General features: G+C 71.3%; 28 protein-coding genes and 2 pseudogenes. 16 read left to right on the forward strand and 14 right to left on the reverse strand.

Annotated elements, in window-relative coordinates; genetic code table 11:
- Window positions 1-11 precede the first annotated feature (11 nt).
- Window positions 12-370, reverse strand: a pseudogene (locus ACIBK6_RS24285) (MBL fold metallo-hydrolase); the annotation flags it as partial.
- Between the two features lie 102 nt (window positions 371-472).
- Between ACIBK6_RS24285 and ACIBK6_RS24290 the strand changes: the two are divergent.
- Together ACIBK6_RS24290 and ACIBK6_RS24295 are read left to right on the forward strand one after the other, a co-directional pair.
- Complete coding sequence (locus tag ACIBK6_RS24290; protein ID WP_399053434.1) at window positions 473-877, forward strand: hypothetical protein; 405 nt, start codon at window positions 473-475, stop codon at window positions 875-877.
- Window positions 878-990: 113 nt separating this feature from the next.
- Window positions 991-1,176: pseudogene (locus tag ACIBK6_RS24295) on the forward strand (phosphodiesterase); the annotation flags it as partial.
- Here the strand turns inward: ACIBK6_RS24295 and ACIBK6_RS24300 are convergent.
- Both ACIBK6_RS24300 and ACIBK6_RS24305 read right to left on the reverse strand, forming a co-directional pair.
- Window positions 1,129-1,308, reverse strand: a complete 180-nt coding sequence (locus tag ACIBK6_RS24300; protein WP_399053548.1) for a DUF397 domain-containing protein — start codon at window positions 1,306-1,308, stop codon at window positions 1,129-1,131. The pseudogene ACIBK6_RS24295 and the gene ACIBK6_RS24300 sit on opposite strands and share 48 nt — an antisense overlap.
- A gap of 5 nt (window positions 1,309-1,313) precedes the next feature.
- Window positions 1,314-2,240, reverse strand: a complete 927-nt coding sequence (locus tag ACIBK6_RS24305; RefSeq protein WP_399053435.1) for a Scr1 family TA system antitoxin-like transcriptional regulator — start codon at window positions 2,238-2,240, stop codon at window positions 1,314-1,316.
- A 168-nt stretch (window positions 2,241-2,408) separates the two neighbouring features.
- Here ACIBK6_RS24305 and ACIBK6_RS24310 point away from each other — a divergent pair, with 168 nt between their 5' ends.
- The 4 genes from ACIBK6_RS24310 (at window position 2,409) to ACIBK6_RS24325 (ending at window position 5,622) form a co-directional block, all read left to right on the forward strand.
- Window positions 2,409-2,600, forward strand: coding sequence for a hypothetical protein (locus ACIBK6_RS24310; protein ID WP_399053436.1), 192 nt, complete (start codon window positions 2,409-2,411; stop codon window positions 2,598-2,600).
- Window positions 2,601-3,194: 594 nt separating this feature from the next.
- The gene (locus ACIBK6_RS24315; RefSeq protein ID WP_399053437.1) at window positions 3,195-3,401 is read left to right on the forward strand and encodes a hypothetical protein; all 207 of its coding nucleotides are present in this window, start codon (window positions 3,195-3,197) and stop codon (window positions 3,399-3,401) included.
- A 244-nt stretch (window positions 3,402-3,645) separates the two neighbouring features.
- The gene (locus ACIBK6_RS24320) at window positions 3,646-3,795 is read left to right on the forward strand and encodes a hypothetical protein (protein WP_399053438.1); all 150 of its coding nucleotides are present in this window, start codon (window positions 3,646-3,648) and stop codon (window positions 3,793-3,795) included.
- Window positions 3,796-4,278: 483 nt separating this feature from the next.
- Entirely contained in the window at window positions 4,279-5,622 is a 1,344-nt protein-coding gene (locus ACIBK6_RS24325) for an amino acid permease (protein WP_399053439.1), read from the forward strand.
- 24 nt (window positions 5,623-5,646) lie between these two features.
- On the opposite strand, the gene ACIBK6_RS24330 is transcribed toward ACIBK6_RS24325, so the two are convergent.
- A complete protein-coding gene (locus ACIBK6_RS24330; protein ID WP_399053549.1) occupies window positions 5,647-6,546 on the reverse strand; it encodes a glycoside hydrolase family 6 protein in 900 nt (299 codons plus the stop codon).
- A gap of 221 nt (window positions 6,547-6,767) precedes the next feature.
- Window positions 6,768-7,421, reverse strand: a complete 654-nt coding sequence (locus tag ACIBK6_RS24335; protein WP_399053440.1) for a histone deacetylase — start codon at window positions 7,419-7,421, stop codon at window positions 6,768-6,770.
- 134 nt (window positions 7,422-7,555) lie between these two features.
- Between ACIBK6_RS24335 and ACIBK6_RS24340 the strand changes: the two genes are divergently transcribed.
- The gene (locus ACIBK6_RS24340; protein WP_399053441.1) at window positions 7,556-7,933 is read left to right on the forward strand and encodes a nuclear transport factor 2 family protein; all 378 of its coding nucleotides are present in this window, start codon (window positions 7,556-7,558) and stop codon (window positions 7,931-7,933) included.
- A 24-nt stretch (window positions 7,934-7,957) separates the two neighbouring features.
- Here the strand turns inward: ACIBK6_RS24340 and ACIBK6_RS24345 are convergent, their stop codons facing one another.
- From ACIBK6_RS24345 to ACIBK6_RS24355, 3 genes are all read right to left on the reverse strand, one after another.
- Entirely contained in the window at window positions 7,958-8,764 is an 807-nt protein-coding gene (locus ACIBK6_RS24345; RefSeq protein ID WP_399053442.1) for a helix-turn-helix domain-containing protein, read from the reverse strand.
- Between the two features lie 3 nt (window positions 8,765-8,767).
- On the reverse strand, window positions 8,768-10,183 hold the full coding sequence (locus tag ACIBK6_RS24350) for a glycosyltransferase 87 family protein (RefSeq protein ID WP_399053443.1): 1,416 nt from the start codon (window positions 10,181-10,183) through the stop codon (window positions 8,768-8,770).
- Window positions 10,184-10,287: 104 nt separating this feature from the next.
- Window positions 10,288-10,677 (reverse strand): VOC family protein, encoded by a 390-nt coding sequence (locus ACIBK6_RS24355; protein WP_399053444.1) that lies wholly within the window; start codon window positions 10,675-10,677, stop codon window positions 10,288-10,290.
- A gap of 214 nt (window positions 10,678-10,891) precedes the next feature.
- On the opposite strand from ACIBK6_RS24355, the gene ACIBK6_RS24360 reads away from it, so the two are divergent.
- Both ACIBK6_RS24360 and ACIBK6_RS24365 read left to right on the forward strand, forming a co-directional pair.
- Window positions 10,892-12,034, forward strand: a complete 1,143-nt coding sequence (locus ACIBK6_RS24360; RefSeq protein WP_399053445.1) for a molybdopterin-dependent oxidoreductase — start codon at window positions 10,892-10,894, stop codon at window positions 12,032-12,034.
- Complete coding sequence (locus ACIBK6_RS24365) at window positions 12,034-12,444, forward strand: hypothetical protein (RefSeq protein ID WP_399053446.1); 411 nt, start codon at window positions 12,034-12,036, stop codon at window positions 12,442-12,444. Before ACIBK6_RS24360 ends, ACIBK6_RS24365 begins: the two co-directional genes overlap by 1 nt.
- 29 nt (window positions 12,445-12,473) lie before the next feature.
- Here ACIBK6_RS24365 and ACIBK6_RS24370 read toward each other — a convergent pair whose 3' ends face one another.
- Window positions 12,474-13,298 (reverse strand): TrmB family transcriptional regulator, encoded by an 825-nt coding sequence (locus ACIBK6_RS24370; RefSeq protein WP_399053448.1) that lies wholly within the window; start codon window positions 13,296-13,298, stop codon window positions 12,474-12,476.
- 597 nt (window positions 13,299-13,895) lie between these two features.
- Between ACIBK6_RS24370 and ACIBK6_RS24375 the strand changes: the two genes are divergently transcribed.
- Window positions 13,896-15,890: a putative Ig domain-containing protein gene (locus ACIBK6_RS24375; RefSeq protein ID WP_399053449.1), complete on the forward strand. Its 1,995-nt coding sequence runs from the start codon at window positions 13,896-13,898 to the stop codon at window positions 15,888-15,890.
- A gap of 83 nt (window positions 15,891-15,973) precedes the next feature.
- On the opposite strand, the gene ACIBK6_RS24380 is transcribed toward ACIBK6_RS24375, so the two are convergent.
- The 3 genes from ACIBK6_RS24380 to ACIBK6_RS24390 are packed head-to-tail and all read right to left on the reverse strand — an operon-like array spanning window position 15,974 to window position 18,098.
- On the reverse strand, window positions 15,974-16,636 hold the full coding sequence (locus ACIBK6_RS24380) for a class I SAM-dependent methyltransferase (RefSeq protein ID WP_399053450.1): 663 nt from the start codon (window positions 16,634-16,636) through the stop codon (window positions 15,974-15,976).
- Window positions 16,633-17,385, reverse strand: a complete 753-nt coding sequence (locus ACIBK6_RS24385) for a DUF2064 domain-containing protein (RefSeq protein WP_399053451.1) — start codon at window positions 17,383-17,385, stop codon at window positions 16,633-16,635. The genes ACIBK6_RS24380 and ACIBK6_RS24385 overlap by 4 nt, the downstream gene beginning before the upstream one ends.
- Window positions 17,382-18,098: a glycosyltransferase family 2 protein gene (locus ACIBK6_RS24390; RefSeq protein WP_399053452.1), complete on the reverse strand. Its 717-nt coding sequence runs from the start codon at window positions 18,096-18,098 to the stop codon at window positions 17,382-17,384. The genes ACIBK6_RS24385 and ACIBK6_RS24390 overlap by 4 nt, the downstream gene beginning before the upstream one ends.
- A gap of 124 nt (window positions 18,099-18,222) precedes the next feature.
- On the opposite strand from ACIBK6_RS24390, the gene ACIBK6_RS24395 reads away from it, so the two are divergent.
- The gene (locus ACIBK6_RS24395) at window positions 18,223-18,990 is read left to right on the forward strand and encodes a response regulator transcription factor (protein ID WP_399053453.1); all 768 of its coding nucleotides are present in this window, start codon (window positions 18,223-18,225) and stop codon (window positions 18,988-18,990) included.
- Complete coding sequence (locus tag ACIBK6_RS24400; protein ID WP_399053454.1) at window positions 18,983-20,095, forward strand: sensor histidine kinase; 1,113 nt, start codon at window positions 18,983-18,985, stop codon at window positions 20,093-20,095. The genes ACIBK6_RS24395 and ACIBK6_RS24400 overlap by 8 nt, the downstream gene beginning before the upstream one ends.
- Window positions 20,096-20,303: 208 nt before the next feature.
- Here the strand turns inward: ACIBK6_RS24400 and ACIBK6_RS24405 are convergent, their stop codons facing one another.
- Window positions 20,304-21,299, reverse strand: coding sequence for an NAD-dependent epimerase/dehydratase family protein (locus tag ACIBK6_RS24405; protein WP_399053455.1), 996 nt, complete (start codon window positions 21,297-21,299; stop codon window positions 20,304-20,306).
- A gap of 80 nt (window positions 21,300-21,379) precedes the next feature.
- Here ACIBK6_RS24405 and ACIBK6_RS24410 point away from each other — a divergent pair, with 80 nt between their 5' ends.
- Together ACIBK6_RS24410 and ACIBK6_RS24415 are read left to right on the forward strand one after the other, a co-directional pair.
- On the forward strand, window positions 21,380-21,691 hold the full coding sequence (locus ACIBK6_RS24410) for a 4a-hydroxytetrahydrobiopterin dehydratase (RefSeq protein ID WP_399053456.1): 312 nt from the start codon (window positions 21,380-21,382) through the stop codon (window positions 21,689-21,691).
- 22 nt (window positions 21,692-21,713) lie between these two features.
- The gene (locus tag ACIBK6_RS24415; protein ID WP_399053457.1) at window positions 21,714-22,448 is read left to right on the forward strand and encodes a class I SAM-dependent methyltransferase; all 735 of its coding nucleotides are present in this window, start codon (window positions 21,714-21,716) and stop codon (window positions 22,446-22,448) included.
- Window positions 22,449-22,535: 87 nt separating this feature from the next.
- Here the strand turns inward: ACIBK6_RS24415 and ACIBK6_RS24420 are convergent, their stop codons facing one another.
- Window positions 22,536-23,417, reverse strand: a complete 882-nt coding sequence (locus tag ACIBK6_RS24420; protein ID WP_399053458.1) for an NmrA family transcriptional regulator — start codon at window positions 23,415-23,417, stop codon at window positions 22,536-22,538.
- A 107-nt stretch (window positions 23,418-23,524) separates the two neighbouring features.
- Between ACIBK6_RS24420 and ACIBK6_RS24425 the strand changes: the two genes are divergently transcribed.
- A complete protein-coding gene (locus ACIBK6_RS24425; RefSeq protein WP_399053459.1) occupies window positions 23,525-24,469 on the forward strand; it encodes a cupin domain-containing protein in 945 nt (314 codons plus the stop codon).
- Window positions 24,470-24,507: 38 nt separating this feature from the next.
- Window positions 24,508-25,611, forward strand: coding sequence for a class I SAM-dependent methyltransferase (locus tag ACIBK6_RS24430; protein WP_399053460.1), 1,104 nt, complete (start codon window positions 24,508-24,510; stop codon window positions 25,609-25,611).
- The last annotated feature ends 86 nt before the right edge of the window (window positions 25,612-25,697 follow it).

A 25,697-nucleotide genomic window follows, 5' to 3' on the forward strand; every position in this document is an offset into this window, starting at 1 on the left:
CCCGCACCACCGCCGGCCCGCACCTCGGTGATCCGCAGCCCGAGCCGTTTGAGCCCCGGCACCGCACGCGTCGCGCCCACCGGCACGATCAGCTGGGTGCTGGGTGCTGGGTGCTGGGTGCTGGGTGCTGGGTGCTGGGTGCCGGGTGCCGGGTGCCGGGCGCCAGCCGCGCCAGGGAGGGCAGGTGCAGATGGTCGGCGTGCAGATGCGAGACGAGCACGGCGTCGGCCACCGCGGCCTCGCGCGGCGGCACCGCGCCCCGGTGCCGCCGCGGATGCGGGAGGCGGCGCGCGAAGAGCGGATCGGTCAGCAGTGGTACGCCGCCGTCCTCGATCGTGCAGGTGGCCTGATCCCACCAGGTGACCTCCACCGGCGCGCAGTCCCCTCCTCGGCTCGACGCTCGTTGACGTCGAGCCCAGGTCGACGGGCGGGAGTAGGGTCGCCCCACGACGGCTCATACAGGGGGACGGCCATGGACGACGTACGGGTGGCGGCGATCGCCAGCCTGACCCCGCTCGAAGAACTCGATCTCGATCCCTTCCTGGTGGACACCCGCAGCCAGCACGAGATGTGCGCGCGCTGGGCGGCCGGCCGGGGATACGTGGTCACCGCGCAACTGCTCTTCTACGGTCTGCGTCCGGACCACGCCGGCCTCTGGACGGATGTCGACGCGGGCCGTGTCGATGTGTTCGTGGCGCCCAACGAGCGTGTCCTGGCACGGGCGTTGACGTCCGTGCCGGAGTTCTCCGCCGAGTGCGAGCGGCGCGGCGTGCGCCTGGAGACGGCCGGCCTTGACGAGCCCGCCTACGACGCGACGCACAAGGCGCACATCCACCGGCGCCTGTCGATGCCCACCGCCGGTTACGACGGCTGCTGACCTCCCCCGCGCCGCACCACCTGTGACCGTTTGCGCCCTTATGGCAGGGTGGCTGGGGCGGCGCGGGCGCGTTCGGCCCGCTCAGCGCGCTGGTCTGGTCGTTCGTCGTGCGGGACCGGGTGGCCCTCGTCCTGACGGCGGCCGCCCGGCGCGGCCCCCGCAACCGTTCCCGCGCCGGATACTTCGCCTACTTCTCGGACCCGGCCAACGCCGTCCGCGCCGCAGGCTCCTTCATCGCCGAGGTCGGCCGCTCAGACAGTCTGGCTGAACGCCACGAAGGCGCTCCACGAGCTAGCCGAGACGTTCACGGTGCCCGCGCCGTGATCCTTGGTGTCACGGACCAGGACAACCCCAGGCTGGTTGTCGGCAACCTCGATGCAGTCGTTGCTTCCGCCACCGCTGTAGGTGGACTTGTGCCAGTTGGGGGTCATCTCGCTCACTTCGACCTCTTCAGTGCTTCGTTGATCCGGTCCGTGGTCACCTCAGTCGTCAACGCGCTTGCGGCGAGCCGATCATAGACTTTCTGGAACCTCAGCACCGTGTCTACATCTTCGCTGTAGTTCCCGATGTCGAAGCCCTCTGTGTAGGCACCCCGGGCGCCGTCTGGATGCGTCAGGATGTAAAGCGTACCCATGATGTGACCCGCTCCGGACGGCAAAACTTGGATGCTGACGTTCGGCGTCTCCTGGGCCTGTAGGAGGCGTTCGAGCTGCTTGAGGGTCGCCTTGTGCAAGACGCCCTCGTCCAACACCGCTGACATCCAAGGCGGGTTGCTTCGCTCCCAGACCCTCTGTCGAGCCATGCGCTGGTCAACGTACGAGTCGATGTCAGTTGGGTCGCCCGCTTGCCCAGACAGCATCAGCTCTCGTGCGTAGTCCGGCGTCTGTAGGAGACCAGGCACGACGAGCCCAACAGCATGGATCATGCTGGCCTCTTCCTGGCGACGCAGGAACGGCTTCGCGTAGTCCCGAACCGTCGCCTGCTCCAGGATCCGGATCAGGTTCACCAGGGAGTCACGCGGCAGGCCGAGTGTCACTTCGAGCTTCTGGGCGAGGCCCCTGTCAGGCGGCACCTTGCCCGTCTCTACTTCGGAGATCCGCGACTGACTGACGAAGGCCCGCGCAGCTAGGAACGTCTGCGACCAGTCATGACCCTCGAACTTGACCTTGGCCCTTGCCAGTCGGGCCTCCTGCACCTGGTTCCCGATGTACTGCTCCAGACCCTGGCTGGGGTCTGGCTCACTAACTCGTGGCATATGCCGTTTACCTCGATCGGACTCCGATACCCACCTGCTGGTGATCGTACCCGCGACGCGGAACTCTATTACCAGGTAAGGGAGTTCAGGCCAGAGGAGAGCGAACATGTGGGCGAGTCAGGTGCCACAGCCGAAGCAGATCGAGCTGGGGCCTCCCCCGGTGTGCACTGCACTCGGCCAGGCCGTCAATGAGTGGCCCGCCTGCAAGTGCCCTCGCTGCAAGCCCAAGAGGGCGTTCCTCTCCGCTCTGCGGAAGATCAACGACAGGCGTGGTCAGTGAGCACTAGGGGAACAGCGGACGACTGGTCTGACATCGCCGCGCAGCTCCGGACCATGCGGCGCGAGTTCACTGGCGTCCTGGAGGCCGACGACGAGCAGGTCCAGGAGCTTCGCTCGGCCTTCCACGCAGCACACTCCATCGCCTTGAAGAAGGTGGAGGAGATCCGGCACGACAGGACCGTGGAGTGATGAACAAGATCGCCATGTTCCTGACTGTGGTCACCATCAGCGCGTTCTTCGCAGCCGTATGGATCAAGCACAACCCGTAGATTCCCGGCCCTGGTAGTCCACCGAAGAGAATGAAGTGGTTCCCAGCCACCAGGGTTCGGGGCAAGCCCCTCCTCCTGCTCTACGCCAACGGACTTCACACTCTGGCTCTGGTGGAAGGAGGTTCCCAGCCAGTTCCGGCAAGGAGGAGCAGATGGCCAAGCAACCCAGGAGAGCCGACCCATGTACTCATCGAACCAACCGCTAGGCCTACGCCGAGCCGCTATCGAGACGATCCAGGTAGTGGAAGGGTGCGGGCTGTGCAGCGTCGCTATCGCTCAGCTTCGCCAGGCCAAGCGAGATCGCAACGCTTCGCAGGAAGTAGACGCACGGGTGACGCTGCGACGCCACTTGCGCGAGGCCCACGACAAGGTGATGCCGCTGTTCACTGAGTGAACGTGCGCATACGGCTGACCTAGGTACGCCCAGAGGAGCCATGGCAGCAACTGGTGGTGGCGCATGGACGTGCATGGTGTGCTTCTACCGCTGGTACCCCTGATGAGCGGAGGAGCCTCAATGGACGACGATGCGAGCCTTGATCGGATTCTTCAGGCGGCGGTCAAGGACAGCGGTGACGAGGCCCTGCGTTGCCGGAACTGTAATGCCGCGCTGGTGATCACGGTCAAGGAGGCCATCGCCGAACAGGGCAAGGGCCTGCCAGCGGTCCAGGTGAAGGCCCACTGCCCAACAGGCTGCAAGGAGCCGCTGTATCGAACCAGCTAGCTCTCACCGGACAGAATGGCCCCTGCCTCGATCTTCAGCGGCAGGGGCTCTTCCATGCCGACAGGGCCCAAGTCCCTTTGCCGGCTGGGATCTCAGCCTCTAACTTGATCTTTCACCTGTGCGGCGGGGTCTTGGGTTGGTTGTCTCCTTCGCTGGTTGCTTGGGTGGCCGTGTTGTGTGGGGCGTGTAGCCATGACTGGTCTGTCGTGTTCATGTCCGTTGGGTCGTGCGCTACCCTCTGGCCGTGATCCGCGCTGACAAGAGATTCATAGTGGGCGGTATCGGGCTGCTCGTGGTCGCCGTGTTCGCCAACAGCGGCGGCGCCATTCTCGCCATCATGGGGGCCGGGTTGCTCGCCATTGGCGTCGTGCTGAACTGCCTGAGGCACAAGTAGACGCGAGCTTCCCGCTGACCGTGCGAGGCCCCGGTTCGGCCGAAGGGGGAACGGAAATGACGGCACGTGACGATCAGGGTGAGACGGGTCGCGACGTTGAGGCAAAGCGCTGCCAAGTATGTGGCAGACCGGTGGTCTGGCGCCTGGAGAGCAACGACCTCTGCCCGGAGCGGGGCGGCCCGTGCGTTCCGCCCCCCTGGCCAGTCCCCGACGACCCGGATGAGTGGAACGCGGAACGATTCAGGCTGGACCGCCCCTGAGAGGGCATCAATGGCCCCAGCGGAGTCGGCCCGCCTCGGCTGCGCGTACCACGTACACGGGAACCGCCGATCAGGAGTCCACTCGGGTCCCTCCCTGTCAGGGGGTTCCGCACGATCCCCTGCTAGCGGTCGCCGGGGGAGGAGCATCTTCGGTCTCAGGCGCGACACGCCGGACGAACGAGGGCGATTTGGAGCCATGTTTTGAGTGCCTGAACATGTCTCCATGCACCACCGCACCCCCTCTGACCTGCAAGTACAGCCAGAGTACAAGTTTCGGCTCAATCTCCCTACAGCGACCGCTCTGGTCATGGGCAACATCATTGGCGGCGGAATCTTCCTGCTCCCCGCCTCCGTCGCGCCCTTCGGGACGATCAGCCTGGTCGCGTTCGCCGTCCTCACCGCAGGTGCGATCGCGCTCGCGCTGGTCTTCGGCCGGCTCGCCGAGCGCCACCCGCAGACCGGCGGCCCCTACGTCTACGCCCGCGAGGCCTTCGGCGACTTCGCCGGGTTCCTCGCCGCCTGGTCGTACTGGATCACCACCTGGGTCTCGAACGCGGCCCTCGCCGTCGCGGCCGTCGGCTACCTCGACGTGCTCATACCCGTGCAGCACTCCAAGGCCGCCACCATCACCGCGGCCCTGCTGCTCCAGTGGCTCCCGGCCCTCGCCAACCTCGCGGGCACCCGGTACGTGGGCGTGGTCCAACTCGTCTCCACCGTCCTGAAGTTCGCCCCGCTGCTGCTGGTCGCCGTGGGCGGACTGTTCTTCTTCGACCCGGCGAACCTCGGGCCCTTCCAGGCCGACGGGCAGTCCGGGCTCGGCGCCATATCCGCCTCCGCCGCGATCCTGCTCTTCAGCTACCTCGGCGTCGAGTCCGCCGCCGTCAGCGCGGGCGAGGTCCGCGACCCGCGCCGCAACGTCGGCCGCGCCACGATCCTCGGCACCGTGGGCGCCGCCGTGATCTACCTCCTGGGCACGCTTTCCGTCTTCGGTACGGTCCCGCACGACAAGCTCACCGCCTCCACCGCCCCCTTCACCGACGCCGTGAACTCCATGTTCGGCGGCTCCTGGGGCGGCACCGCGGTCGCCCTGGCCGCCCTCGTCTCCATGGTCGGCGCACTCAACGGCTGGACCCTGCTGAGCGCCCAGACCCCGTACGCCGCCGCCAAGGACGGCCTCTTCCCGAAGGTGTTCGCGCAGAAGAAGCGCGGCGTTCCGACGGTGGGCGTGCTGGTCACCGCGGTCCTCGCCTCGCTGCTTACGGTCTACAACTACACCGCCGGATCCAAGGGCGTCTTCGAGACCCTGGTCCTGGTGACGACCTTCACGGCGACCGTCCCCTACCTCCTGTCGACCGCCGCCCAGATCTACTTCCTCGTCTCCGGCCAGTCCGAGCGCGTGCACCGCTCCCGCCTCATCCGCGACGGCGTCCTCGCGGCCGGGGCCTTCGGCTTCTCGATGTGGCTCGTCGCGGGCTCCGGCTACGAGGCCGTCTACCAGGGCGTGCTGTTCCTCTTCGCGGGCGTCCTGGTCTACGCGTGGATGGCGGGCCGAAAGCAGCACGCGTAAGCGCGCGGCGAGCCTGGAGCGCTCTCACGCCTTCGCCGCGCGGGCCAGTTCCAGCGCGTACTCCGGCCACCATGTGCCCGCCGCCGGGCCGCCGCGGCAGGTGCCGTCCGATGTGCCGGGGCGCTTGATCCACAGATAGGCGTCGATCAGCGCGTCCCCGGTGCTCGCGGTGGGCGGGACGCCCAGGGCCCGCCCGGGGGGATTGCACCAGGACTCGCTGCCGGAGTAGGGGCCGTTGCCGTTGCGGCTGGTGTCGACGACGAAGTGCTTGCCGCCGAGCGCGGCCGACAGGCGGTGGCCGTACTCGGCGCTGGACGCGTTCGTCTGGAACGCGGACACATTGAGCGAGAACCCGTCGGCCCGTCCGATGCCCGCCTCCCGCAGTGTTCGCGACAACTTCCCCGTGTCGGTGATCCACCCGGAGTGCCCAGCGTCCAGGTACACCTTCGTCGCGGGCCCGCGCTTCAACTGCCGGACGGCGTAGGCGAGTAGGGACAGGCGCTCCTCGGAGGGGGCCTTTGAGCAGCCGTCCAGGAGGTGCGCGATCGCGTCCGGCTCGACGATCACGACGGCCGGGCGCTCCCCGATGCCGCGCGCGAAGGCATCGACCCACGACTCGTAGGCGGCCGCGTCCTCGGTGCCGCCCTGCGAATGGCCGCCGCAGTCGCGATGGGGAATGTTGTACGCCACGAGCACCGGCACGCGTCCGGCGAGGGCGGCGGCGCCGGTGAGTCCCCGTACTGACTGCTCGACCCCTTCGGGGGGCGGCCACTCCGCCTGGGGCCGCAGCGAGATCCGCTCCATCAGCGCCGCGTCCGCGCTCCGGCCGGCCAAGCGCCACTGTGCGGCCTGCGCGGCGGCGGAGGTCGTGGGGTTCACCCAGTACGGGCCGGGGTACGCGTCGCCGGGCAGTGACCGGGGCATGGCGCACCCGAGCGAGAGCGCGAAGGCGAGCGCCGCGACACACCGGCGCACACGGGAACATGACCTGCCGGACATGGGACTCCAGGGATGCCGAACCCATCGATCGGGCAGATCTTGCCACCCGAGGCCTGCCATGTGCCCGGATCCGGGGCCGTCCGGGCGAACGGGCGTGTACGGAAAGCCTGCATTCCGTCGGCTCTCCAGGCGAGCCGGGCATCCCGTCAGCTCTCCAGGAGGCGTGCGACGGCCCGCTCGGACCAGCGCCCCGCCGCCCCCGGGCACGCCGCCAGATAGGCGGCCACCGTGTCGCCGTCCCAAGTACCCATGTCCAGCAGGCCAGTTGCCAGGTTTTTGAGGTAGGCCTCCGAGGGAGCCGTCCAGACGACCTCGTCCATGCGCCAGGGGGCGGTGAGCGTGAGCACGGGCACCCCGTCGATCCGGCCGGTACGGACGAGGGTCTCGTACCGCCCGGTGCCCAGTACGGATCTCCCCGTGCTCAGCACCTCGCCGAGGTCGAGATCGGCTCCGGGCTCCCGGTACATCTCCTGCGCCGCGATGTCGGCGAACTGGCCCGCCGAGACGAGGTGGGCGCGAGCCAGCACGCGGCCCTCCGCCAGTGGGTCGTAGAAGGCCCGGCCGCCGCCCCACACCGGGGACCGGGTCGCGAAGTAGAGCGCCCCACGCAGCTCCACCGGTACGGACTCGGCGGGCAGGCGACGGTCCCGGCAGCCCGGGTACGTCCTGGCCGCCCCCGATGGCCGCCCGCCCTCGATGTAGCGGGCGAGCCGGTCGAGCCGCATGTTGGAGCCGTAAGAGGCGTACCAGATCGGCTCGTTCGAGCTCCCCGGGCACGCGGTCGGCATGCTGTCGTCCATCGCATTACCTCGCTGGTAATCGACCCGTCGGGCGCCGCCCGGCAGAGTTGCGGACATCGGGACCCGGGCGGCGCACTCCGGTCGGGTCCCGAGCTTCTGACCAGTCACCACGTACCCCACGGAGGAAGATCGCCATGTCCCAGAACCGCTACGAGACCGCCGTCGCCCGCTACTTCGAGGCCTGGAACGCCGGTTCCGCCGAGGAGATCGCCAAGGCCGTCGCCGCCGCGTGGACCGAGGACGGGTCCTACACCGACCCGCTCGCACAGGTCGCCGGGCACGACGGGGTCGCCGCCGTGATCGCCGGGGCGCACGCCCAGTTCCCCGGGTTCGAGTTCCGGGCGATCGGCGCCGTCGACGGCAACCACGACATCGCCCGGTTCGGCTGGGAGCTGGTGTCGGTCGCCGACGGGTCGGCGCCGGTCGCCGGGTTCGATGTGATCATCCTCGCCGAGGACGGCCGGATCCGCTCCGTCGCCGGGTTCCTGGACCGCGTACCGCCCATGGCATAGCGCCTTGTCCAAGCCTCGTCCGGATCAGGCGCTCTGCGACTGAAGGTACTTCGCCGTCTCCGGGTCGGCCGGCAGGAACGTCTCGATGGCCAGCTCGGAGACGGTGACGTCCATCGGCGTGTTGAACGTGGCGATGGTCGATATGAAGGACAGCACCGTGCCGCCGTGTTCGATGCGCAGCGGCAGTGCGAAGGGGAACACCGGATGGCTTCCGGCCTCGCCCGGCTCCTCCCGGGCGGCCGGCACCGGGTGGGCGGCGACCTCCTCGTACAGCTCGCGCAGCGAGTCGCTGCGCAGCAGCGCGATCTGCCGTTGCATCTGTTCGAGGAGATGGCCGCGCCACTGCGGCAGATTGCGGATGCGCGGGGCGAGGCCCTCCGGGTGGAGCGTCAGCCGCATCGCGTTCACCGGCGGCGCGAGCAAATGCCCCGCCACGCCTTCCAGCAGCATCTCGATGCCGCGGTTCGCGGCGAGCACCGTGTACGTCGCGTCGACCATCAGCGCCGGGTACGGATCGTAGGCCCGCAGCAGCCGCTCCATGCCCTCCCGCAGCGAGCTCATCGACGGGTCGTCGAGCGGGGTCTGCGCATAGTGCGGGGCGTAACCGGCCGCCAGGAGCAGCGCGTTGCGCTCGCGGACCGGCACGTCCAGGTGCTCGGCGAGGCGCAGGACCATGTCCTCGCTCGGGCGGGACCTGCCCGTCTCGATGAAGCTGATGTGCCGGGCCGAGGAGTCGGCGCGCAGCGCGAGTTCCAGCTGGCTGATCCGGCGCTGCTCGCGCCAGCCGCGCAGCATCGGCCCTACTCCGGTTTCGAGTGCGGCAGTTGTCATAGCTCAGACACTAACCCGCTCCACTGACAACGCCCCCGGACGCCCCGAACCCTGCCCCGCGCGGCGCCGCACCGCCCAGCCCGCGAGGACCGCGCAGGCGGCGGCCGCGTACGCCGTCGTCGCCACGGGGAAGCCCGGCGCGACCGGTGCCGTCACATAGGCGGTCGCGGTCGCCGCCGCGACGGTGAGCCACTCCCACCGCCCGTCGAGCGCCACCAGCGCGACCAGGAGCAGCGCGTACCAGGAATAGCCGGGGGTGAGCAGCAGAAAGGACCAGCCGAGCAGCAACAGCCCACCGGACCAAGGGCGTTCGGCGTCCCCGCGTCGCACGACGTACCACGTCACCAGGAGCAGCGCGGCCGCCGTGACCGGCAGGGACCAGCTGTCCGGGAGCAGCAGGCGCAGCAGCGCGAACCGGCCCCGCGTCGACGGGTCGTCGTACCCCTCCTCCTGGGTGTAGCCGCCGAGGTAGCCGAACACCGAGGAGTGCGAGGCGAGCGCGTACGGAAGGTAGGAGAGCGCGATCACGCCGACCACCGACAGGAGCACGGCCACCGGGCGCCGCCGCAGCACCGCGGGCAGTACGACGGCGGGCAGCAGCTTCACCGCGACGCCCGCACCGAGCAGAGCCCCGCCAGCCGCGGCACGCAGCCGCCCGACCGAGGAGCCGGACCCGCCCGTCAGCACGCCGAGCCCGGCGACCGTCACCAGCACCGCCAGGACGTCGACATGGGCGTTGTTGACGGCCTCCACGGGAACCGCCGGACACCACGCCCAGTACGCGGCGCCCGCCACGGAGCCCGGCATCCCGTCCGGAGCGCGGCGCCGCAGCACCCGCAGCAACCCGAGCGTGGTGCCCACCGCGCACAGCGCACCGCCGATCTGGAGCGGTTCGAGACGGGCGGAAGGCGGTGAGACCTCGTCCACCAGCAGGAAGTACACCTCCGCCACCGGCGGGTAAATGGTGTGTACGGAAGGCCTGTTGAGGCGGGTGCAGCCGCCGTCCACCGAGGCCCGGTCCGGCAGCGAGCACTGGGCCCGGCCGGTCGGGAACAGCCAGCTGTCGCGCAGCCCGCTCAGCGCGCGGTCGCCCGGCGCATGGTCGTACGGGGAGATCCCGGCCGCCTGCACCCGGCCGTCCCAGGCGTACCGGTAGGCGTCGGTGCTGGTGCGCGGGGGAGCGAGGAGGCCGGTCGCGGCGACGGCGATGCCACCCGCGACGATCAGCGCGGCACGGTGACGGACCGGCACCCTCCGCACCGACCGGGTGGCCGCGGCGAACAGCAGCCAGGCGGCCGCGTACCACCACGAAAGCCCGCCCGGATCGGAGGCATGGCGGTCGTAGCGGATGGTGAACACGAGCACGGCGACGAGTGCGGCGAGCAGGGCGGCGGTGCGTACGGTACGTCCATGGGTCACCCCGCGAGCCTCGCAGCTCGGAGCCGCTCCGTACGGCAGGCCGCCCCCGCCGTCCGCGAACCGTAAGGTTCGGTGGACGACGGGGGCGGATCAGGAAGGGTTGGTTACTGCCAGCCGCCGTACGGAACGGTCAGGATTTCCAGCCCGTGTCCGGACGGATCCGGGAAATACACCCCGCGGCCGCCGTCGTTGTGATTGATCTCGTTGGGCCGCTGCTGGAACGGATCCGCCCAGTAGGGAAGATTCATCGCCTTGATCCGGCCGAATGTCGCATCGAATTCCTCCTCGGACACGAGGAATGCGTAATGCTGCGCCGTAATCGGGGTGTCCTCGGGGGCCGTCGCGAAGTCGAGGGTGACTCCGTTGCTGGTCTCGACGGGGATGAACGGTCCCCATTCCTTGCCGACCGCAAGGCCCAGAACCTCCGCCAGGAATTCGGCGGAGACCCGCTTGTCTCGGGAGTGGACGATCGTGTGATTCAACTGTACTGACACGGTGGAATGCCTCCAACAGGCATCTCACAGACACCTCCATGTCTCACCCGGCCGGTGACCGACACGCGATGCTGCCCGAAGATCGTAACCACATATCCGTGCCTCTGTCACGGTACGGATTGCGTCACGGCATTCCCGTGCCGGGCGGCGGCGTTCGCGAACCGTAAGGTGTCGAGCCCTCCTGAACCGCGGTCGGCCGGGGTGGGATGGAGCCATGAAGCCACGACTTCCCGCGCTGCGGCCGCCCGTCTTCAAGGGCAGGCTGCACGATGCGCGTACGGCGACCTCGACCGGCCGCTGGCTGGGTGTCGCGATCGCGGTGTGCTTCGGCACCGGACTGATCAGCCACTACCTCCAGCATCCGCCCGGATGGCTCGCGGACACCCTGCCCAGCAGACCCGTCTGGGGGTACCGGTTCACCCAGGGCCTGCACATCGCGGCCGGTATCGCCGCGATTCCGCTGCTGCTCGCCAAGTTGTGGACGGTGTACCCGAAGCTGTTCGCGTGGCCGCCGCTGCGTTCGGTGCGCCACGCGCTGGAGCGGCTCTCGGTGGCGGTCCTCGTCGCGGGCGCGGTCTTCGAACTGCTCACCGGGCTTCTGAACACGGTGCAGTGGTACCCCTGGCCGTTCTCCTTCGTGCCGGTGCACTTCGCGGTGGCGTGGCTGCTCGCCGGGGCGCTGCTGCTGCACGTGGCCGTCAAGTACCCGGAGATCAGAGCGCATTGGGGCAGCACATCGCCCGGCACGCTGTCGCTTCCCGCAGCCGACGGCCCCGACCGGCGCTCCTTCCTGACCGGAGTGGCGGCCGCCGCCGGCGCGGTCACCCTGACCACCGTGGGCCAGTCCTTCACCCCCCTGAAGTCCTTCGACGTGCTCGCGCCGCGCCACCCCGACCACGGCCCGCTGGGACTCCCGGTCAACCGGACCGCGACGGCGGCCGGCGTCGGCCACGTCGACGTCGGCGCCTACCGGTTGACGGTGCTGGGGCCACACCCGTACACCCTCACCCTCGCCGAACTCGCCGCACTCACCCAGCACGAATCCGTCCTGCCCATCGCGTGCGTCGAGGGGTGGAGCAAGTCCGCCCACTGGACGGGTGTGCGCGTGACCGACCTGCTGCACAGGGCCGGCGCGCCACCCCATGCGCGGATCCGCGTGGTGTCGCTGGAGCAGTACGGCGCGTACCGGGTGACGGAGATGGGCCGCGAGTACGCCCACGACCCGCTCACCCTGCTCGCCCTGAAGCTCAATGGGCAGACCCTCACCCCGGACCACGGCTACCCGGCCCGCATCATCGCGCCGAACCGTCCCGGCGTGCTCCAGACCAAGTGGGTCACCCGGCTGGAGGTGCTGTGATGCGAACGGTCCTTGGAGCGGCGGGAGTTGCCCTGATGGCGCTCGGTGGCCTGCTGGTCTGGGAGCAGACCACGCACTGGGACGTCCTGGTCTGGCTGGCCGGGGCCGTCGTCCTGCACGACGGGGTGATCGCGCCGCTCGTCCTCGTCGCGGGCCTGTTGATCAGCGGCCTGAAGATCCGCGGCCTGCTGCGCGGCACCCTGCTGACCGCGGGCTGTCTGACCCTGGTCGCCCTGCCGGTGCTGCTCCGCCCGCTGCCGACGGCCAACTCGACCGTCCTGCCGCTGGATTACGTACGCGGCCTGCTGGTCTCCCTCGCGGTGGTGGCGGCCCTCGCGCTGCTGCTCGGGGCGGCGCGCCGGGCCAGGGGGTGGTGGACGACGCGCAGGCCGCGCGCTTCTGGCGACTGATGCGGGGGAGCGCGGGACGGGCTCCGGGATCAGCCCGGGGCGGGCGAAGCCACTCGCATCGGCGCCGCCGCGTCCCACACGCTCTGGAACGCGAGGCGCAGACAGGCCGCGAGTGCCGGATGCTCGATGTACAGGGCGGTCGTGGAGCCGGTCCCCGCCACCGGGTCCGGCATGTCGCACAGCACCAACGAGGCGTCCGCGATGACCAGTTTCAGCGGAAGGCGTTCCGTGAAGCGGGCCTCCTCCCCGGCCTCGGCGAAGCGCCGCACGTTCTCCAGCACCTCCTCGTCGGCCAGCGCGTCCTGCGTGTACACCGCCCGCACCGTGCCCTTGGCGCGCCTCAGCCGCCGAGTCGCCTTGATCCCACTGGTGTTGGCGGCCGGCGCCACGAACGGGGGCATACAGAAGGTGAGGAGTTCGGATCCGGCCTGCTCCTGGATGTCCGCGAAGCGCTCGGCGATCTGCCGCTGATCGCGCAGCACCTCGATGTAGTCGAGCGGATCGGTGAGCGCCCGGCCGTCCGCCCACAGCGGAAGCAGCACTGAGGTGAGCCCCGCCGACAGCCTCTCCAGCCGTTCCAGGGACTCCCTTTGGCGGTGCATCAGCCGGGTGAGCGCGAGCTCCGGGGCGACCGCGGTGAACGTGGCGACCCGGCCCCGGTGGGCCACCGCGAGCCGGGCGCGGACCAGCCCGTCGAGCACGTCGTAGATGCGCTGCCGGGGCACCTCGGCCTCCCGTGCCACCTGCGCCGCCGTGTACGAGTCGCGCCTGACCAGGGCGAGGTAGACCCGCGCCTCGTAGCGCGAAAGTCCCAGCTCGACAAGGTCGTTGACCGACTCCTCATCATGCTCCATGCACGTCCTCCTCGGCTTGCTGCCCGCCACCGTATACACGTACACCCGGCTCGGAGCGGCTCCGAGATCCTTTGGACTTCCCGGTCGGTTCACCCGGTGATCCATCCCCTTTCGAGGGAAAGGCTTTGCCTGCGGCTTACCAACGGGCTGTTGTCGCCCCCGACAGCCGTCGCTACCTTCAATCGTGCCACCACTGAAGCGGGTGGCAGTTTCGCGAGGTGTCGTTGTCATGCACCGATCATGCAAGCCGCCGTGCGCCGACCAGGTAAGGCCGTCGTGTGCTGATCACGAGCAGCGGCAAGGTTCCGATCACGCAACGCCGCACGAGCTGACCGCGCCAACCCGCACGAGCTGATCGCGCAACGCCGCACGCGCTGATCACGCACAGCCGCACCAGTCGATCACGCGCACTGCCGATCGCACCGCACCCGCACCGCCGATCGCATCGCACAGGCACCCGCGATCGGACCGCACGTACCGCCGATCGCATCACACACGTACTGCCGAATGCGCCGGATCCACCCCGTCGAACACCCAGACACCGGCACCTCCGCTCGCCCTGATCCGGCGAACCAATCCCCCATGGAGGGCAGTTCCTTGTACTCGAAGAGACCCTTCGGCCTCGCCAGACTGACCGGCAGCGTCTCCACGGCCGTTCTGTCAGCCGTGGCCCTGGTCACCGGCGGACTCATCGCCGCGGCCCCGTCCGTCGCCGCGGCCGCCCACTCCGGCAGCCAGCCCGCCAACACCCAGCGGCTGTGCGCCCAGCCCGCCAAGGCCGGGATGATGGCCTGCCTGGCACTTGCCCGCACCGATGTGCAGCACCACCTCGGCATATCCCCGGCCGCCGCACCCTCCGGCTACGGACCCACCGATCTGCAGAGCGCCTACGCTCTGCCGGCCACTGCCGGATCCGGTGCGACCGTGGCGATCGTGGATGCCCAGGACGACCCCAACGCCGAGTCGGACCTGGCCACTTACCGCTCGCAGTACGGACTGCCCGCCTGCACCACCGCCAACGGCTGCTTCAAGAAGGTCGACCAGAACGGCGGCACCAGCTACCCGACCGCCGACTCGGGCTGGGCCGGCGAGATCTCCCTCGACGTCGACATGGTCAGCGCCGTCTGCCCGCAGTGCCACATCCTGCTCGTCGAGGCGACCAGCGCCTCCATGGCCGACCTCGGCACCGCCGTGAACCGCGCGGTCACCATGGGCGCCAAGTACGTCTCCAACAGCTACGGCGGCAGCGAGGACGCCACCGACCCCACCTCGGACTCCAGCTACTTCAACCACCCGGGTGTCGCCATCACCGTCTCCTCCGGTGACAGCGGCTACGGCGTCGAGTACCCGGCCGCCTCCCAGTACGTCACCTCCGTCGGCGGCACCTCGCTCAGCCGCGCCAGCAACTCCCGTGGCTGGTCCGAGTCGGTCTGGGGCACCAGCTCCGGCGGCCAGGGTGCCGGTTCCGGCTGCTCCGCGTACGACCCGAAGCCGTCCTGGCAGACCGACACCGGCTGCTCGAAGCGCACCGTCGCCGACGTCTCCGCGGTCGCCGACCCCGCCACCGGCCTTGCGGTGTACGACAGTTACCAGGCGACCGGCTGGAACGTGTACGGCGGCACCAGCGCCTCCTCGCCCATCATCGCGGGCGTGTACGCCCTCGCCGGCACCCCGGCCGCGAACACCAACCCGGCGTCCTACCCGTACGCCCACGCGTCCTCGCTGAACGACGTCACCTCGGGCGCCAACGGCAGCTGCAGCCCGAGCTACCTGTGCACGGCGGGCCCGGGCTACGACGGCCCGACCGGCCTCGGCACCCCCAACGGCACCGCGGCCTTCACCGGCGGCACCAGCACCGGCAACACCGTCTCGGTGGCCAACCCCGGCAGCCAGTCGACCCAGGTCAACACCGCGGCCTCGCTCCAGATCAAGGCCACCGACTCGAACAGCAGCCAGTCGCTGACCTACAGTGCCACCGGGCTCCCGGCCGGGCTGTCCATCAACGCCTCCACCGGCCTGATCTCCGGCACCCCGACCGCCGCCGGTTCCTCCAGCGTCACGGTCACCGCCAAGGACTCCACCAACGCCAGCGGCTCCACGTCGTTCACCTGGAACGTCACCACCCCGGGCGGCGGCTGCACCCCGGCCCAGCTGCTCGGCAACCCCGGCTTCGAGACCGGCAGCGCCGCTCCCTGGACGGCGACCGCGGGCGTCATCGACAACTCCAGTGGTGAGGCGGCGCACTCCGGCTCGTGGAAGGCCTGGCTCGACGGCTACGGCTCCAGCCACACCGACACGCTCTCCCAGTCGGTGACCGTCCCGGCCGGCTGCCACGCCACCCTCACCTTCTACCTCCACATCGATACCCAGGAGACGACCACCACCACCGCCTACGACAAGCTGACGGTGACGGCCGGTTCGACCACCCTGGCGAGCTACTCCAACCTCAACGCGAACACCGGCTTCGCGCAGAAGTCCTTCGACCTCTCCTCGTTCGCGGGGCAGACGGTGACCATCAAGTTCAACGGTGTGGAGGACAGCAGCCTGGCCACGTCGTTCGTGGTGGACGACACCGCGGTCAACGTGAGCTGACCTGAGCACAAGCCTGTAGCACGGCCTGAACAGGTGGAGGGCGGGGCGGGGTCGACTCCCCGCCCCGCCCTTCCACTCGCCGGCTACCCGCGCCGCAACGCCACGAACGGTCGGCCCGCCGCGGTCCACCGCCCGGCCGGGCGCCAGCCCAGGGGAGAGGCGCAGGCAAGCAGCGCGTTGGTGCCGAGCCGAGCCCAGGGGAAGTCGCTTCCCGTCGCACCCCGCGCGTCGGCGATCCGCACCAGGATCCGCTCGTCGATCTCGTACGGGGCCGCCTCGACCAGCAACAGGCCGCCGTGCGCGACGAGTTGGGCAGCCCGGGCGAACAGCGCGGCCGGGTCGCCGCCGATACCCACATTCCCGTCCAACAGCAGCGCGGTGTCCCACCGGCCCTCGCCGGGCAGCCGGTCGAAGACCGAACGGCACAGCGCACTCCCGCCCAGGGCCCGGGTACGCCGGACCGCCTCGGGGCTCACATCGACCCCGAGCGCGGCGACCCCCTCGGCGGCCAGCGCCGCCACCAGCCGGCCCGGACCGCAGCCGATGTCGAGGACCGCACCCCGGCAGCGGCGCAGCACCGTCCGGTCCGCCAAGTCCGGTTCCGCACACCAGCGTTCGACCTCCAGCGGAAGCAGCCAGCCGTCGGACCTGCGCAGAAACAGCGGACCGCGCCCCGAGCGCAGCGCATCGGTATAGGGGTCGGCGTGCCAGGCCGGGGGTGCGGCGGCGGAGAGCGCTCGCATCATGGGCGGGGTCCGGTTTGCGAGGGGTTGGTGGTGGTCGAGAGCGCTCTCGCCATGGCCGGTGCTCCGGCCTCGGCCGAGCGTGCTCTCGCCGTCGGCGGTGTCCCGCCCTTGAGCGACCGGGCGAAGCGGCCGTGCGGGGCCTCGGCTGCCACAAGCCGGGCGTCCCGCGCGGTGTCCACGTCCCGCAGCAGCGCCAGCTCTCGTACCACGAGCCCCGCGTCGTGCAGCCGCTGCCGCTGTACACGCCCGGTCTCGGGCACCGACATCGGAACCCCGCGCAGCAGCGAGGAGTCGGGCTCGGTGAGACCCAGGGCCCAGAACCCGCCGTCCTCGGCCGGCCCGAACCACGCATCGCCCGGACCGTGCGCCGCCAGCGCGGGCGCGAGCAGCGCCGGGCTCACCTGCGGGGTGTCCATGCCGATGAGGAGCGCGGGCCCGGTACACGTCGCGAACGCGGCCGCGATCCGCTCGTCCAGCCCTCCCGCGCACTGCGGCAGCACCTCGATGCCCTCCGGCAGCCACGGCCCCGGCTCGCCGTCGAGCACCAGGACCCTTCTGCGTACCGGGGTGGCGAGCACGGCGTCGAGCGTGTCGGCGAGCGAGGCCTCGGCGATCCGGGCCGCCTCCGCGGGGGTGTACGGCGGGGTCAGCCGCGTCTTGACCCGGCCGGGCACCGGGGCCTTCGCGAGGACGAGCAGCGTCGTGCCCGATGCCGTGCCCCGGCCCGTTCCGGCCGTCGGCCCGCTCATCGGGCACCCGCCGTCGCGGACGCCTGCGCGGGCGGCTCGGCGAGGACCTGACGCATGTCGTGCACCGCCTGCCAGGTGCCCCGCCACGTCCCGGTGACCTTCGACCTCCCCGTGCGCGGCCGGTACGGCACCTCGCGCTCGGCCACCCGCCACCCCGCGTCCGCCGCGCGCACCACCATCTGGAGCGGGTAGCCGCTGCGCCGGTCGGTGAGCCCGAGCCCGAGCAGCGCCTCGCGGCGCGCCGCCCGCAGCGGTCCGAGGTCGTGCAGCCGCAGCCCGGTGCGGCGCCGCAGCATCCGCGCGAGCGCCAGGTTCCCGGCCCGAGCGTGCAGCGGCCAGGCGCCCAGCCCCTGCGGCCGCCGTCGGCCGAGCACCAGATCGGCGGCGCCGGACGCCACCTCCTGTACATAGGGGACGAGCTCGGCGGGATCGAGGGAGGCGTCGCAGTCGCAGAAGCAGACGTACTCGGCCTCGGCGGCGAGCAGCCCGGCGTGGCAGGCCGCGCCGAACCCCCGGCGGGGCTCGTGCACGACGGTCGCGCCGAGGGCGCGCGCCACTTCGGGTGAGCCGTCCGACGAGCCGTTGTCGACCACGACGGCCCGCCAGCCGTCCGGGATCCGGGCCAGCACCCAGGGCAGCGCCTCGGCCTCGTCCAGACAGGGCAGCACGACGTCCACGGTCACCGCACACGGTGCGGAAGGGGATTCAGTCACGCCCTCACCGTACGAATCCAAACCGGGCAAAACGGATTTCGGGTTCTTACGAAACGCGGACATCGCCCACCCGGGGCCCACCCGGCGCAGACGGACGCCCCCGAGCGGTGCGACGCTGGATGCCATGCACAGCACCGAGAGCCGCATCCTGGTCGTCGACGACGACCCCACCGTCGCCGAGGTCGTCACCGGGTACCTGGAACGCGCCGGCCACGCCGTCGACCTCGCAGCCGACGGCCCCGCCGCCCTGCGCGCGGCCGCGCGGCGCCGCCCCGACCTGGTGGTGCTCGACCTGATGCTGCCCGGCATGGACGGCCTGGAGGTCTGCCGCAGGCTGCGCGCCACGGTCCCGGTGCCGGTGATCATGCTGACCGCGCGGGGTGACGAGGACGACCGCATCCTCGGCCTGGAGATAGGCGCCGACGACTACGTCACGAAGCCCTTCAGCCCGCGCGAACTGGTGCTCCGCGTCGAATCCGTACTCCGCCGCGCCCGCACCGCCACGGTCCGCCCGGGCCCGCGCATGTCGCGCTCCGGCATCGCGCTCGACCCGGCCGCCCGCACCGCGTCCAAGGACGGCCGCGAACTGGCCCTGACCTTGCGGGAGTTCGACCTCCTGGCCTACCTCCTCGCCCGCCCCGGTGAGGCGATCTCGCGAGAGCGGCTGATGCATGAGGTGTGGGGCTGGGAGTTCGGCGACCTGTCCACGGTGACCGTCCACGTCCGCCGCCTGCGCGGCAAGATCGAGACCGATCCGGCGAAACCCGCCCTGATCCGCACGGTGTGGGGCGTCGGCTACCGCTTCGAGTCCGAACCGGAGGGTGATGGCGAGGGAGAGGCTGAGGCTGTCGATGCCGGCGTCGTCGGGTTGAACGGGGTCGACCATGGGTGACGTCCTGCTCATCGCGCTGTACGCGTTCCTCGGCGCGGCGGCCGCCGGGCTCGGCGGCGCGCTCGCCCTGCGGCTCCTGCGGCACCGCTCGCTCACCGCGTCCGTGGCCGTCGTCGCGGCCGTCGCCGTCCTCGCGATGCTCGCCGGCACGCTGGCCGTCGCCTGGGCGATGCTGCTGAACTCCCACGACCTGACGGTGGTGACCGTGGTCGTCGCCATGGCCGCGGTCGCCTCACTCGCCACCGCCCTGCTGCTCGGCCGCCGGGTCGTCGCGAGCAGCCGCCGCCTCGCGCTCGCCACCCGTTCGTTCGGCGACGGCGGCAGCTTCGACGCCCCTACCGGCCCCGCTACCGCCGAACTGGCCGCGCTCAGCCGGGAGTTGGCGGCTACCAGTGCGAAGCTGACCGAGTCGCGGGAGCGGGAGCGGGCCCTGGAAACCTCGCGGCGCGAACTCGTCGCCTGGATCTCGCACGACCTGCGCACCCCGCTCGCCGGGCTCCGCGCGATGGCCGAGGCCCTCGAAGACGGCATGGCCAAGGACCCGGACCGCTACTTCCGGCAGATCAGAACCGAGGTCGAACGCCTCAACTCCATGGTCGGCGACCTCTTCGAACTCTCCCGCATCCACGCCGGCGCCCTCTCGCTCAACCCGGCCCGGATGTCCGTCCACGACCTGATCGGAGACGCACTGGCGGGCGCGGACCCGCTGGCCCGGGAACACGGAGTACGCCTCGTGGGGGAGCGCGTCGACGCGGTGCCGGTGGAGGTCGACGGCAAGGAAATGACCCGGGTCCTCGCCAACCTCCTGGTCAACGCCATCCGCCACACCCCGGCCGACGGCACCGTCGCGGTCGCCGCGGAGGACCGGGGCGGCGCGGTCACGCTCTCCGTCACCGACGGCTGCGGCGGCATCTCCGAGGACGACCTGCCCCGCGTCTTCGACACCGGCTGGCGCGGCACCGCGGCCCGCACCCCGCCCGGCGGTGCGGGCCTCGGCCTCGCGATCGTCCGCGGCATCGTGGAGGCCCACGCCGGACGCGCCGAAGTACGCAACGTGGCAGGCGGCTGCCGCTTCGAGCTGACCCTCCCGGCGGCGCCGGCGTAGGGGGGGGGGGGGGGGGGGGGGGGGGGGGGGGGGGGGGGCCGCGCCCCCCCCCCCGGCCCCCCCGCCCCCCCGGGGGGGGGGGGGCCGGGCGCGCCCGCGCCCCCCCCCCCCCCCCCCCCCCCCCCCCCCCCCCCGAGGGAAAGGGCCCGCCGGGAGGTGGCGCCGCGCCCCCTGGGCGCGCTTTATCCGCCTGCCCTCCCCGCCCTCCCTACTCTCCCGCGGCGAACTCCGCCATCCCGTCCCCGAAACCGACCACCGGCTTCCACCCCAGCTCGCTCCGCAGCCGCGTCGAATCCGCGGTGATGTGCCGTACGTCGCCGAGCCGGTACTCGCCCGTCACCACAGGATTGGGTCCCCCGTGCGCCCAGGCCAGCGCCGAGGCCATCTCGCCGACCGTGTGCGGAGTCCCGCTGCCCGTGTTGTACGCGGTGAGCACGTCGGGCGGGCGGCTTGAGAGCGCTTCCAGCGCCACCACGTTCGCCTCCGCCACATCGCGTACGTGTACGAAGTCCCGGCGCTGGCCGCCGTCCTCGAAGACCCGCGGCGCCTCGCCCCGGGCCAGTGCCGAGCGGAAGAACGAGGCCACCCCCGCGTAGGGCGTGTCGCGGGGCATCCCCGGCCCGTACACGTTGTGGTAGCGCAGCGACACCGCCCGCCCGCCGGTCGCCCGCGCCCAGGCCGCCGCCAGATGCTCCTGCGCCAGCTTGGTCGCCGCATACACATTGCGCGGGTCGAGGGGAGCGTCCTCGTCGACCAGACCGGGGGTCAACTCTGCTTCGCAGTCGGGGCATTGTGGCTCGAAGCGCCCGGAGTCGAGCCACTCCACCGGCCGCGGTCCCGGGCAAACGACACCATGTGCGGCGCACTCATAGCGGCCCTCCCCGTAGACCACCATCGACCCCGCGAGGACCAGCTCCCGCACCCCGGCGTCCGCCATCGCCGTGAGGAGCACCGCGGTGCCGAGGTCGTTGCAGCTCACATACGCGGGCGCATCGGCGAAACCGGTGCCTAGACCCACCATCGCCGCCTGATGGCACACCGCGTCCACGCCGCGCAGCGCCTCGGCGACGGCCTCCGGATCGCAGACGTCGTCCTCCGGCCGGACCGCCCGGTCCAGGACGAGCGGCTCATGGCCGTGTGCGGCCAGCGCTGTGACAATGTGCGAGCCGATGAAGCCCGCGCCTCCCGTGACAAGTACACGCATAGAGGAGACGCTACGGATGTGGAGCCTTCCGGTCACTGCTCCACTCCGTCGTGTCACCACCTCGTAAGGAGATTCCGGACATGTCCCTTGAGCCGCTGTCGCAGAAGGACATCGAGGACCGGCTGCGCGAGCTTCCCGGCTGGTCGCTGTCGGAGGGCCACGACCGGATCTCCCGCCGCTACCACCTCGCGAGCCATTTCGCCGCGACCGCCATGGTCGTCCACGTCGCCCAGGTCCAGGAGGAGCTCGGCCACCACTCGGACCTCACCCTCGGCTACAACACGATCGCCCTGTCCGTGAACACCCACGCCGTGGGCGGCGCACTCACCGAGCGGGACTTCCAACTCGCCCACCGCATCGAGGAGATCGCCCCCGGTCACGGCGCCGGATGACCCCACTCGTACAGTGAGCCGCATGCTGGACTACGACGTGGAAGCGGCCCGATACGATGCCACGCGCGGCGGCGTGCCCCGGGCCGAAGCCGCCGCCGCGGCCGTCCTCGGGCTCGTCCCCGGCACCGCCCGCACCCTGCTCGACATCGGTTGCGGCACCGGACTGGTCACCCAGCGCCTGAACCGTCCCGGCCTGCGTGTCTACGGAGCCGACGCCTCGGCCGGCATGGCGCGCGTCGCCGCCGCCCGGGTCGGCCCCCGGATCGTACTGGCCGATGTCGGCCAACTCCCTTTCCCCGTCGAGTCGTTGGACGCCGTGAGCGCGGTGTGGCTGCTCCACCTGGCCCGGAACACGGCACACCTCATCGTGGCCGAGGCGGCACGCGTACTGAAGCCCGGCGGAGTGTTCATCGCCACCGTCGACAAGGACGTCGCCCACGATGTCGGCTCCGACATCGACACGCTCCTCACCCCGCACCGCACCGGCACCGCCTCCGACCAGGCCGGCCTCATCGAGTCGTACGCCGCCCGGCACGGACTGACCCCGGTGGCCGAGGCCCACTTCCGCGGCCACGGCCAGGGCCGCACCCCGCTCGCCGCCGCCGACACCGTCCGGCGCGGCCGCTTCACATCCTGGCTGACCCTGACCGGCCCGCCCGCAGAGCAGCTGGCCGCATCCCTGGCCGCACTACCGGATCCGGAACGGCCCCGGGCGGACCCGGAGTACCGGTTGCTGGCGCTGAGGAAGGGGGCTTGAAGCAGCGCGGGCGCTGAGAGCCCTCCCACGCGCGCCCCGCCCGGCCAATCCGCAAAGTGGCCCTCGCCGCCCAGCGTGCCGACGGCATCACCCCTGCCAGTCGCCCGCCGCGGCCGAGTCCCGGGCGAAGTCCGCGAAGTCGCGGGGCTCGCGGCCCAGGATCCGTTGCACGCCGTCCGTCGTGGACGCGTTGTGGCCGTCGAGGAGCGCGGTGAACAGCCCGGCCAGCCACGCTGCATCCGGCTCGGGCATCCCGTACCGCGTGAGCAACTCCGCGTACTGCGCACCCGATACCGGCACATAGCGGATCTCGCGGCCCGTCGCGCGGGACAGTTCCGCCACGACGTCCGCGAAGGTGAGCAGGCGCGGCCCCGTCAGCTCGTACGTCTGCCCGGCGTGGCCCTCCTCGGTGAGGGCGGCGACCAGGACATCCGCCAAGTCGTCGGCGTCGACCCACGGTTCGGCGGTGTCACCGGCCGGGAAGGCCACCGTTCCGGCCAGCACGCCCTCGGCCATCGCGCCCTCGCTGAAGTTCTGCGCGAAGAACGCGGCGCGGACCACCGTCAGGTCCGGGTACGCCTCGCGGAGAGCGCTCTCGGCCAGCACCGCCTCCGGCTCGCCCCGCCCGGAGAGCAGGACGACCCGGCGCACCCCACGCGCCGCCGCGATCCGGCCGAACCGGCGCATCGCGTCCTGCGCCCCCGGCGCCGCGAGGTCGGGGTAGTACGCGACGTACGCGGCATACGCGCCGTGCAGCGCGGCGTCCCACGTCGAGTCGTCCGCCCAGTCGAAGCGGACCTCGCCGGAGCGCGACCCCGACCGGACCGGCACCCCCCGAGCGGCAAGCCGCCCGACCACCCGGCGGCCGGTCTTGCCCGTGCCGCTCGTCACCACCACCGTCCGCCGCGCCAAGCCCTCCGCCACTGCCGACCCGCCCGCCTGCTCAAGGTCTTCCGTCGTGTTCGTCATGGGTCCAGAGTCGTCGGGCGGCGCTGGACTCTCCATGCGTCAGAGGCCAATCCCCATACGCGTTCGTCCACGCCGCACGCCGCCCCGGCCCGCTCTACGCTGACGCCATGGACGCACTCGCCGGACTGCTCGACGGACCGCGAGCCAGAGGAGCCTTCCTGCTGCGCATGGTGATGGAACCCCCGTGGTCCGTGCGGATCGAGGACCGCGCGCCGATCTGCCTCATGTCGATGGCGGCGGGCGAGGCCTGGATCGTGCCCGACAACGGCGACGCCGTGCGCATCACCCCCGGTGACATCGTCATCGTGCGCGGGCCCGACCCGTACACCGTCACCCACTCCCCGGAGCTCGCGCCGTTCGCCCGGATCGGCCCCGGCGGCACCTGCACCACGCTGCGTGGGGAAGCGCTCTCCGACTCGATGGACCTGGGCGTACGCACCTGGGGCAACGCCCCGGACGGCTCGGCCACCATGCTCGTGGGCACATATCTGATGGAGGGTGAGATCAGCGGACGGCTCCTCGACGCACTGCCGCCGCTGGTGCTGCTGACGGCCGAGGAGTGGAACTGCTCGCTGATGCCGCTGCTCGGCGATGAGATCTCCCGCGACGAGCCCGGCCAGAGCGTCGTGCTCGACCGGCTGCTCGATCTGCTGCTCATCGCGGTGCTGCGTTCCTGGTTCGCGCGGCCCGGCGCGGACGCACCCGCCTGGTACCGGGCGCTGGGCGACCCGGTGGTCGGGCCGGCGCTGCGGCTGCTGCAGAACAGCCCCGAGCACCCGTGGACGGTGGCCTCGCTCGCCGCGAAGTGCGGGGTCTCGCGGGCGGGCTTCGCGCGGCGGTTCACGGAGCTGGTGGGGGAACCGCCGATGGCGTACCTGACGGGCTGGCGCCTGGCGCTCGCCGCCGACCGGCTGCGGGAAACAGACGCGACGGTCGAGGCGATCGCCCGGCAGGTCGGATACAGCGGGGCGTTCGCACTGAGCGCCGCCTTCAAGCGGGTCCGCGGCGTCAGCCCCCAGGAACACCGGACCCTTTGCAGAAACGGCAAATGAGCTTCCGGTTTCGGCGACGGCTGAGTAAATGTGGGCGGATGAAGCGCTCTCAGGAACAGCATGACGAGGCCGCCGCCCCTGCGGGGCGCCGGCACGACGACCCCGCATCGCCAGGAGGCACCGGACCGCACGTCGGTCACACCTCACACGTTGGCCACACCCCGCCTGACGGCCACACCCCGTCCGACGGCCATGCCCCGTCCGACGGCCATGCCCCGCGCGGTGGCCGGGCCGGGCGCGGTGAGCATGCTTCCCCCCGCGCCCACGGGCCGAACCATGAGCATGGTCACGGCACCCCGGACCTCGACTGGGACCGCATCGCGCCCTTCCTGGAGAGCGAGGCCGAGGCACTCGCGTCCGTGTACCGGCAGGCAGCGGCGCGCGTCGCCGAGCTGCGGCCGGCTGCCGGGATCCGGCGCATCCTCGACATCGGCAGCGGGCCAGGAGTCGTGAGTTGCCTGCTGGCCGAGGCCTTCCCGGAGGCGGAGGTCGTGGCCGTCGATCCGACGCCCGCGCTCCTGGAGCGCACCCGGGAGCGCGCCCAACGCCTCGGCCTGGCCGCCCGCGTCCGCACTCTGGAGGCCGAAGTGCCGGGCCAACTGGACGAGTTGGGGCAGGCTGACCTGATCTGGCTGGGCAACTCGCTGCACCACATGGGCGACCAGCGCGCGGCCCTGGCCGCACTCGCGGGGCTGCTGCGTCCCGGCGGCGCGCTGCTGCTGGTCGAGGGCGGCCTCCAGGCCCGTCATCTTCCGCGCGATTTCGGTATCGGTCGGCCCGGACTTGAGGCCCGGATGGAGGTCACGACCGAGGAGTGGTTCGCGGACATGCGTGCCGGGCTGCCGGGCGCGAAGGAAGAGACCGAGGACTGGGCCGCGCTGTTCACCGACGCGGGCCTTGAGCCCGCCGGAGCCCGTTCCTACCTGGCCGACCACCCCGCGCCGATCGGCGCGTCCGTACGGGAGCTGGTGATCGCGGGGTTCGCACGGCGCCGGGAGTCGATGGCCGACCGGTTGTCGCAGGAGGACCTGGACACCCTCGACCGGCTGCTCGACCCGGCCGACCCGCAGGGGCTCGCGAACCGCCCCGACGTGTTCATGCTGGCGGCCAAGTCGGTGCATATCGGCCTCGCGAAGCCGTAGCGCCCGGCCCTCGGTCCGGCCAGGCGGTCTCGGCCGTCGGCGCCTCGCTTTGCGGCTTGACGGTCTCGGCCATCGGTCGCTGCCTC

Source organism: Streptomyces sp. NPDC050485 (assembly GCF_044458185.1).
GTDB lineage: Bacteria > Actinomycetota > Actinomycetes > Streptomycetales > Streptomycetaceae > Streptomyces.

Coding starts and splice junctions, on each gene's coding strand:
- ACIBK6_RS24290 (WP_399053434.1), top strand. CDS start 473: ATGGACGACGTACGGGTGGCGGCGATCGCCAGCCTGACCCCGCTCGAA.
- ACIBK6_RS24300 (WP_399053548.1), bottom strand. CDS start 1,308: ATGACCCCCAACTGGCACAAGTCCACCTACAGCGGTGGCGGAAGCAAC.
- ACIBK6_RS24305 (WP_399053435.1), bottom strand. CDS start 2,240: ATGTTCGCTCTCCTCTGGCCTGAACTCCCTTACCTGGTAATAGAGTTC.
- ACIBK6_RS24315 (WP_399053437.1), top strand. CDS start 3,195: ATGGACGACGATGCGAGCCTTGATCGGATTCTTCAGGCGGCGGTCAAG.
- ACIBK6_RS24325 (WP_399053439.1), top strand. CDS start 4,279: ATGCACCACCGCACCCCCTCTGACCTGCAAGTACAGCCAGAGTACAAG.
- ACIBK6_RS24330 (WP_399053549.1), bottom strand. CDS start 6,546: ATGCCCCGGTCACTGCCCGGCGACGCGTACCCCGGCCCGTACTGGGTG.
- ACIBK6_RS24335 (WP_399053440.1), bottom strand. CDS start 7,421: ATGGACGACAGCATGCCGACCGCGTGCCCGGGGAGCTCGAACGAGCCG.
- ACIBK6_RS24340 (WP_399053441.1), top strand. CDS start 7,556: ATGTCCCAGAACCGCTACGAGACCGCCGTCGCCCGCTACTTCGAGGCC.
- ACIBK6_RS24345 (WP_399053442.1), bottom strand. CDS start 8,764: ATGACAACTGCCGCACTCGAAACCGGAGTAGGGCCGATGCTGCGCGGC.
- ACIBK6_RS24360 (WP_399053445.1), top strand. CDS start 10,892: ATGAAGCCACGACTTCCCGCGCTGCGGCCGCCCGTCTTCAAGGGCAGG.
- ACIBK6_RS24365 (WP_399053446.1), top strand. CDS start 12,034: ATGCGAACGGTCCTTGGAGCGGCGGGAGTTGCCCTGATGGCGCTCGGT.
- ACIBK6_RS24370 (WP_399053448.1), bottom strand. CDS start 13,298: ATGGAGCATGATGAGGAGTCGGTCAACGACCTTGTCGAGCTGGGACTT.
- ACIBK6_RS24380 (WP_399053450.1), bottom strand. CDS start 16,636: ATGATGCGAGCGCTCTCCGCCGCCGCACCCCCGGCCTGGCACGCCGAC.
- ACIBK6_RS24385 (WP_399053451.1), bottom strand. CDS start 17,385: ATGAGCGGGCCGACGGCCGGAACGGGCCGGGGCACGGCATCGGGCACG.
- ACIBK6_RS24395 (WP_399053453.1), top strand. CDS start 18,223: ATGCACAGCACCGAGAGCCGCATCCTGGTCGTCGACGACGACCCCACC.
- ACIBK6_RS24400 (WP_399053454.1), top strand. CDS start 18,983: ATGGGTGACGTCCTGCTCATCGCGCTGTACGCGTTCCTCGGCGCGGCG.
- ACIBK6_RS24405 (WP_399053455.1), bottom strand. CDS start 21,299: ATGCGTGTACTTGTCACGGGAGGCGCGGGCTTCATCGGCTCGCACATT.
- ACIBK6_RS24410 (WP_399053456.1), top strand. CDS start 21,380: ATGTCCCTTGAGCCGCTGTCGCAGAAGGACATCGAGGACCGGCTGCGC.
- ACIBK6_RS24415 (WP_399053457.1), top strand. CDS start 21,714: ATGCTGGACTACGACGTGGAAGCGGCCCGATACGATGCCACGCGCGGC.
- ACIBK6_RS24420 (WP_399053458.1), bottom strand. CDS start 23,417: ATGACGAACACGACGGAAGACCTTGAGCAGGCGGGCGGGTCGGCAGTG.
- ACIBK6_RS24425 (WP_399053459.1), top strand. CDS start 23,525: ATGGACGCACTCGCCGGACTGCTCGACGGACCGCGAGCCAGAGGAGCC.
- ACIBK6_RS24430 (WP_399053460.1), top strand. CDS start 24,508: ATGAAGCGCTCTCAGGAACAGCATGACGAGGCCGCCGCCCCTGCGGGG.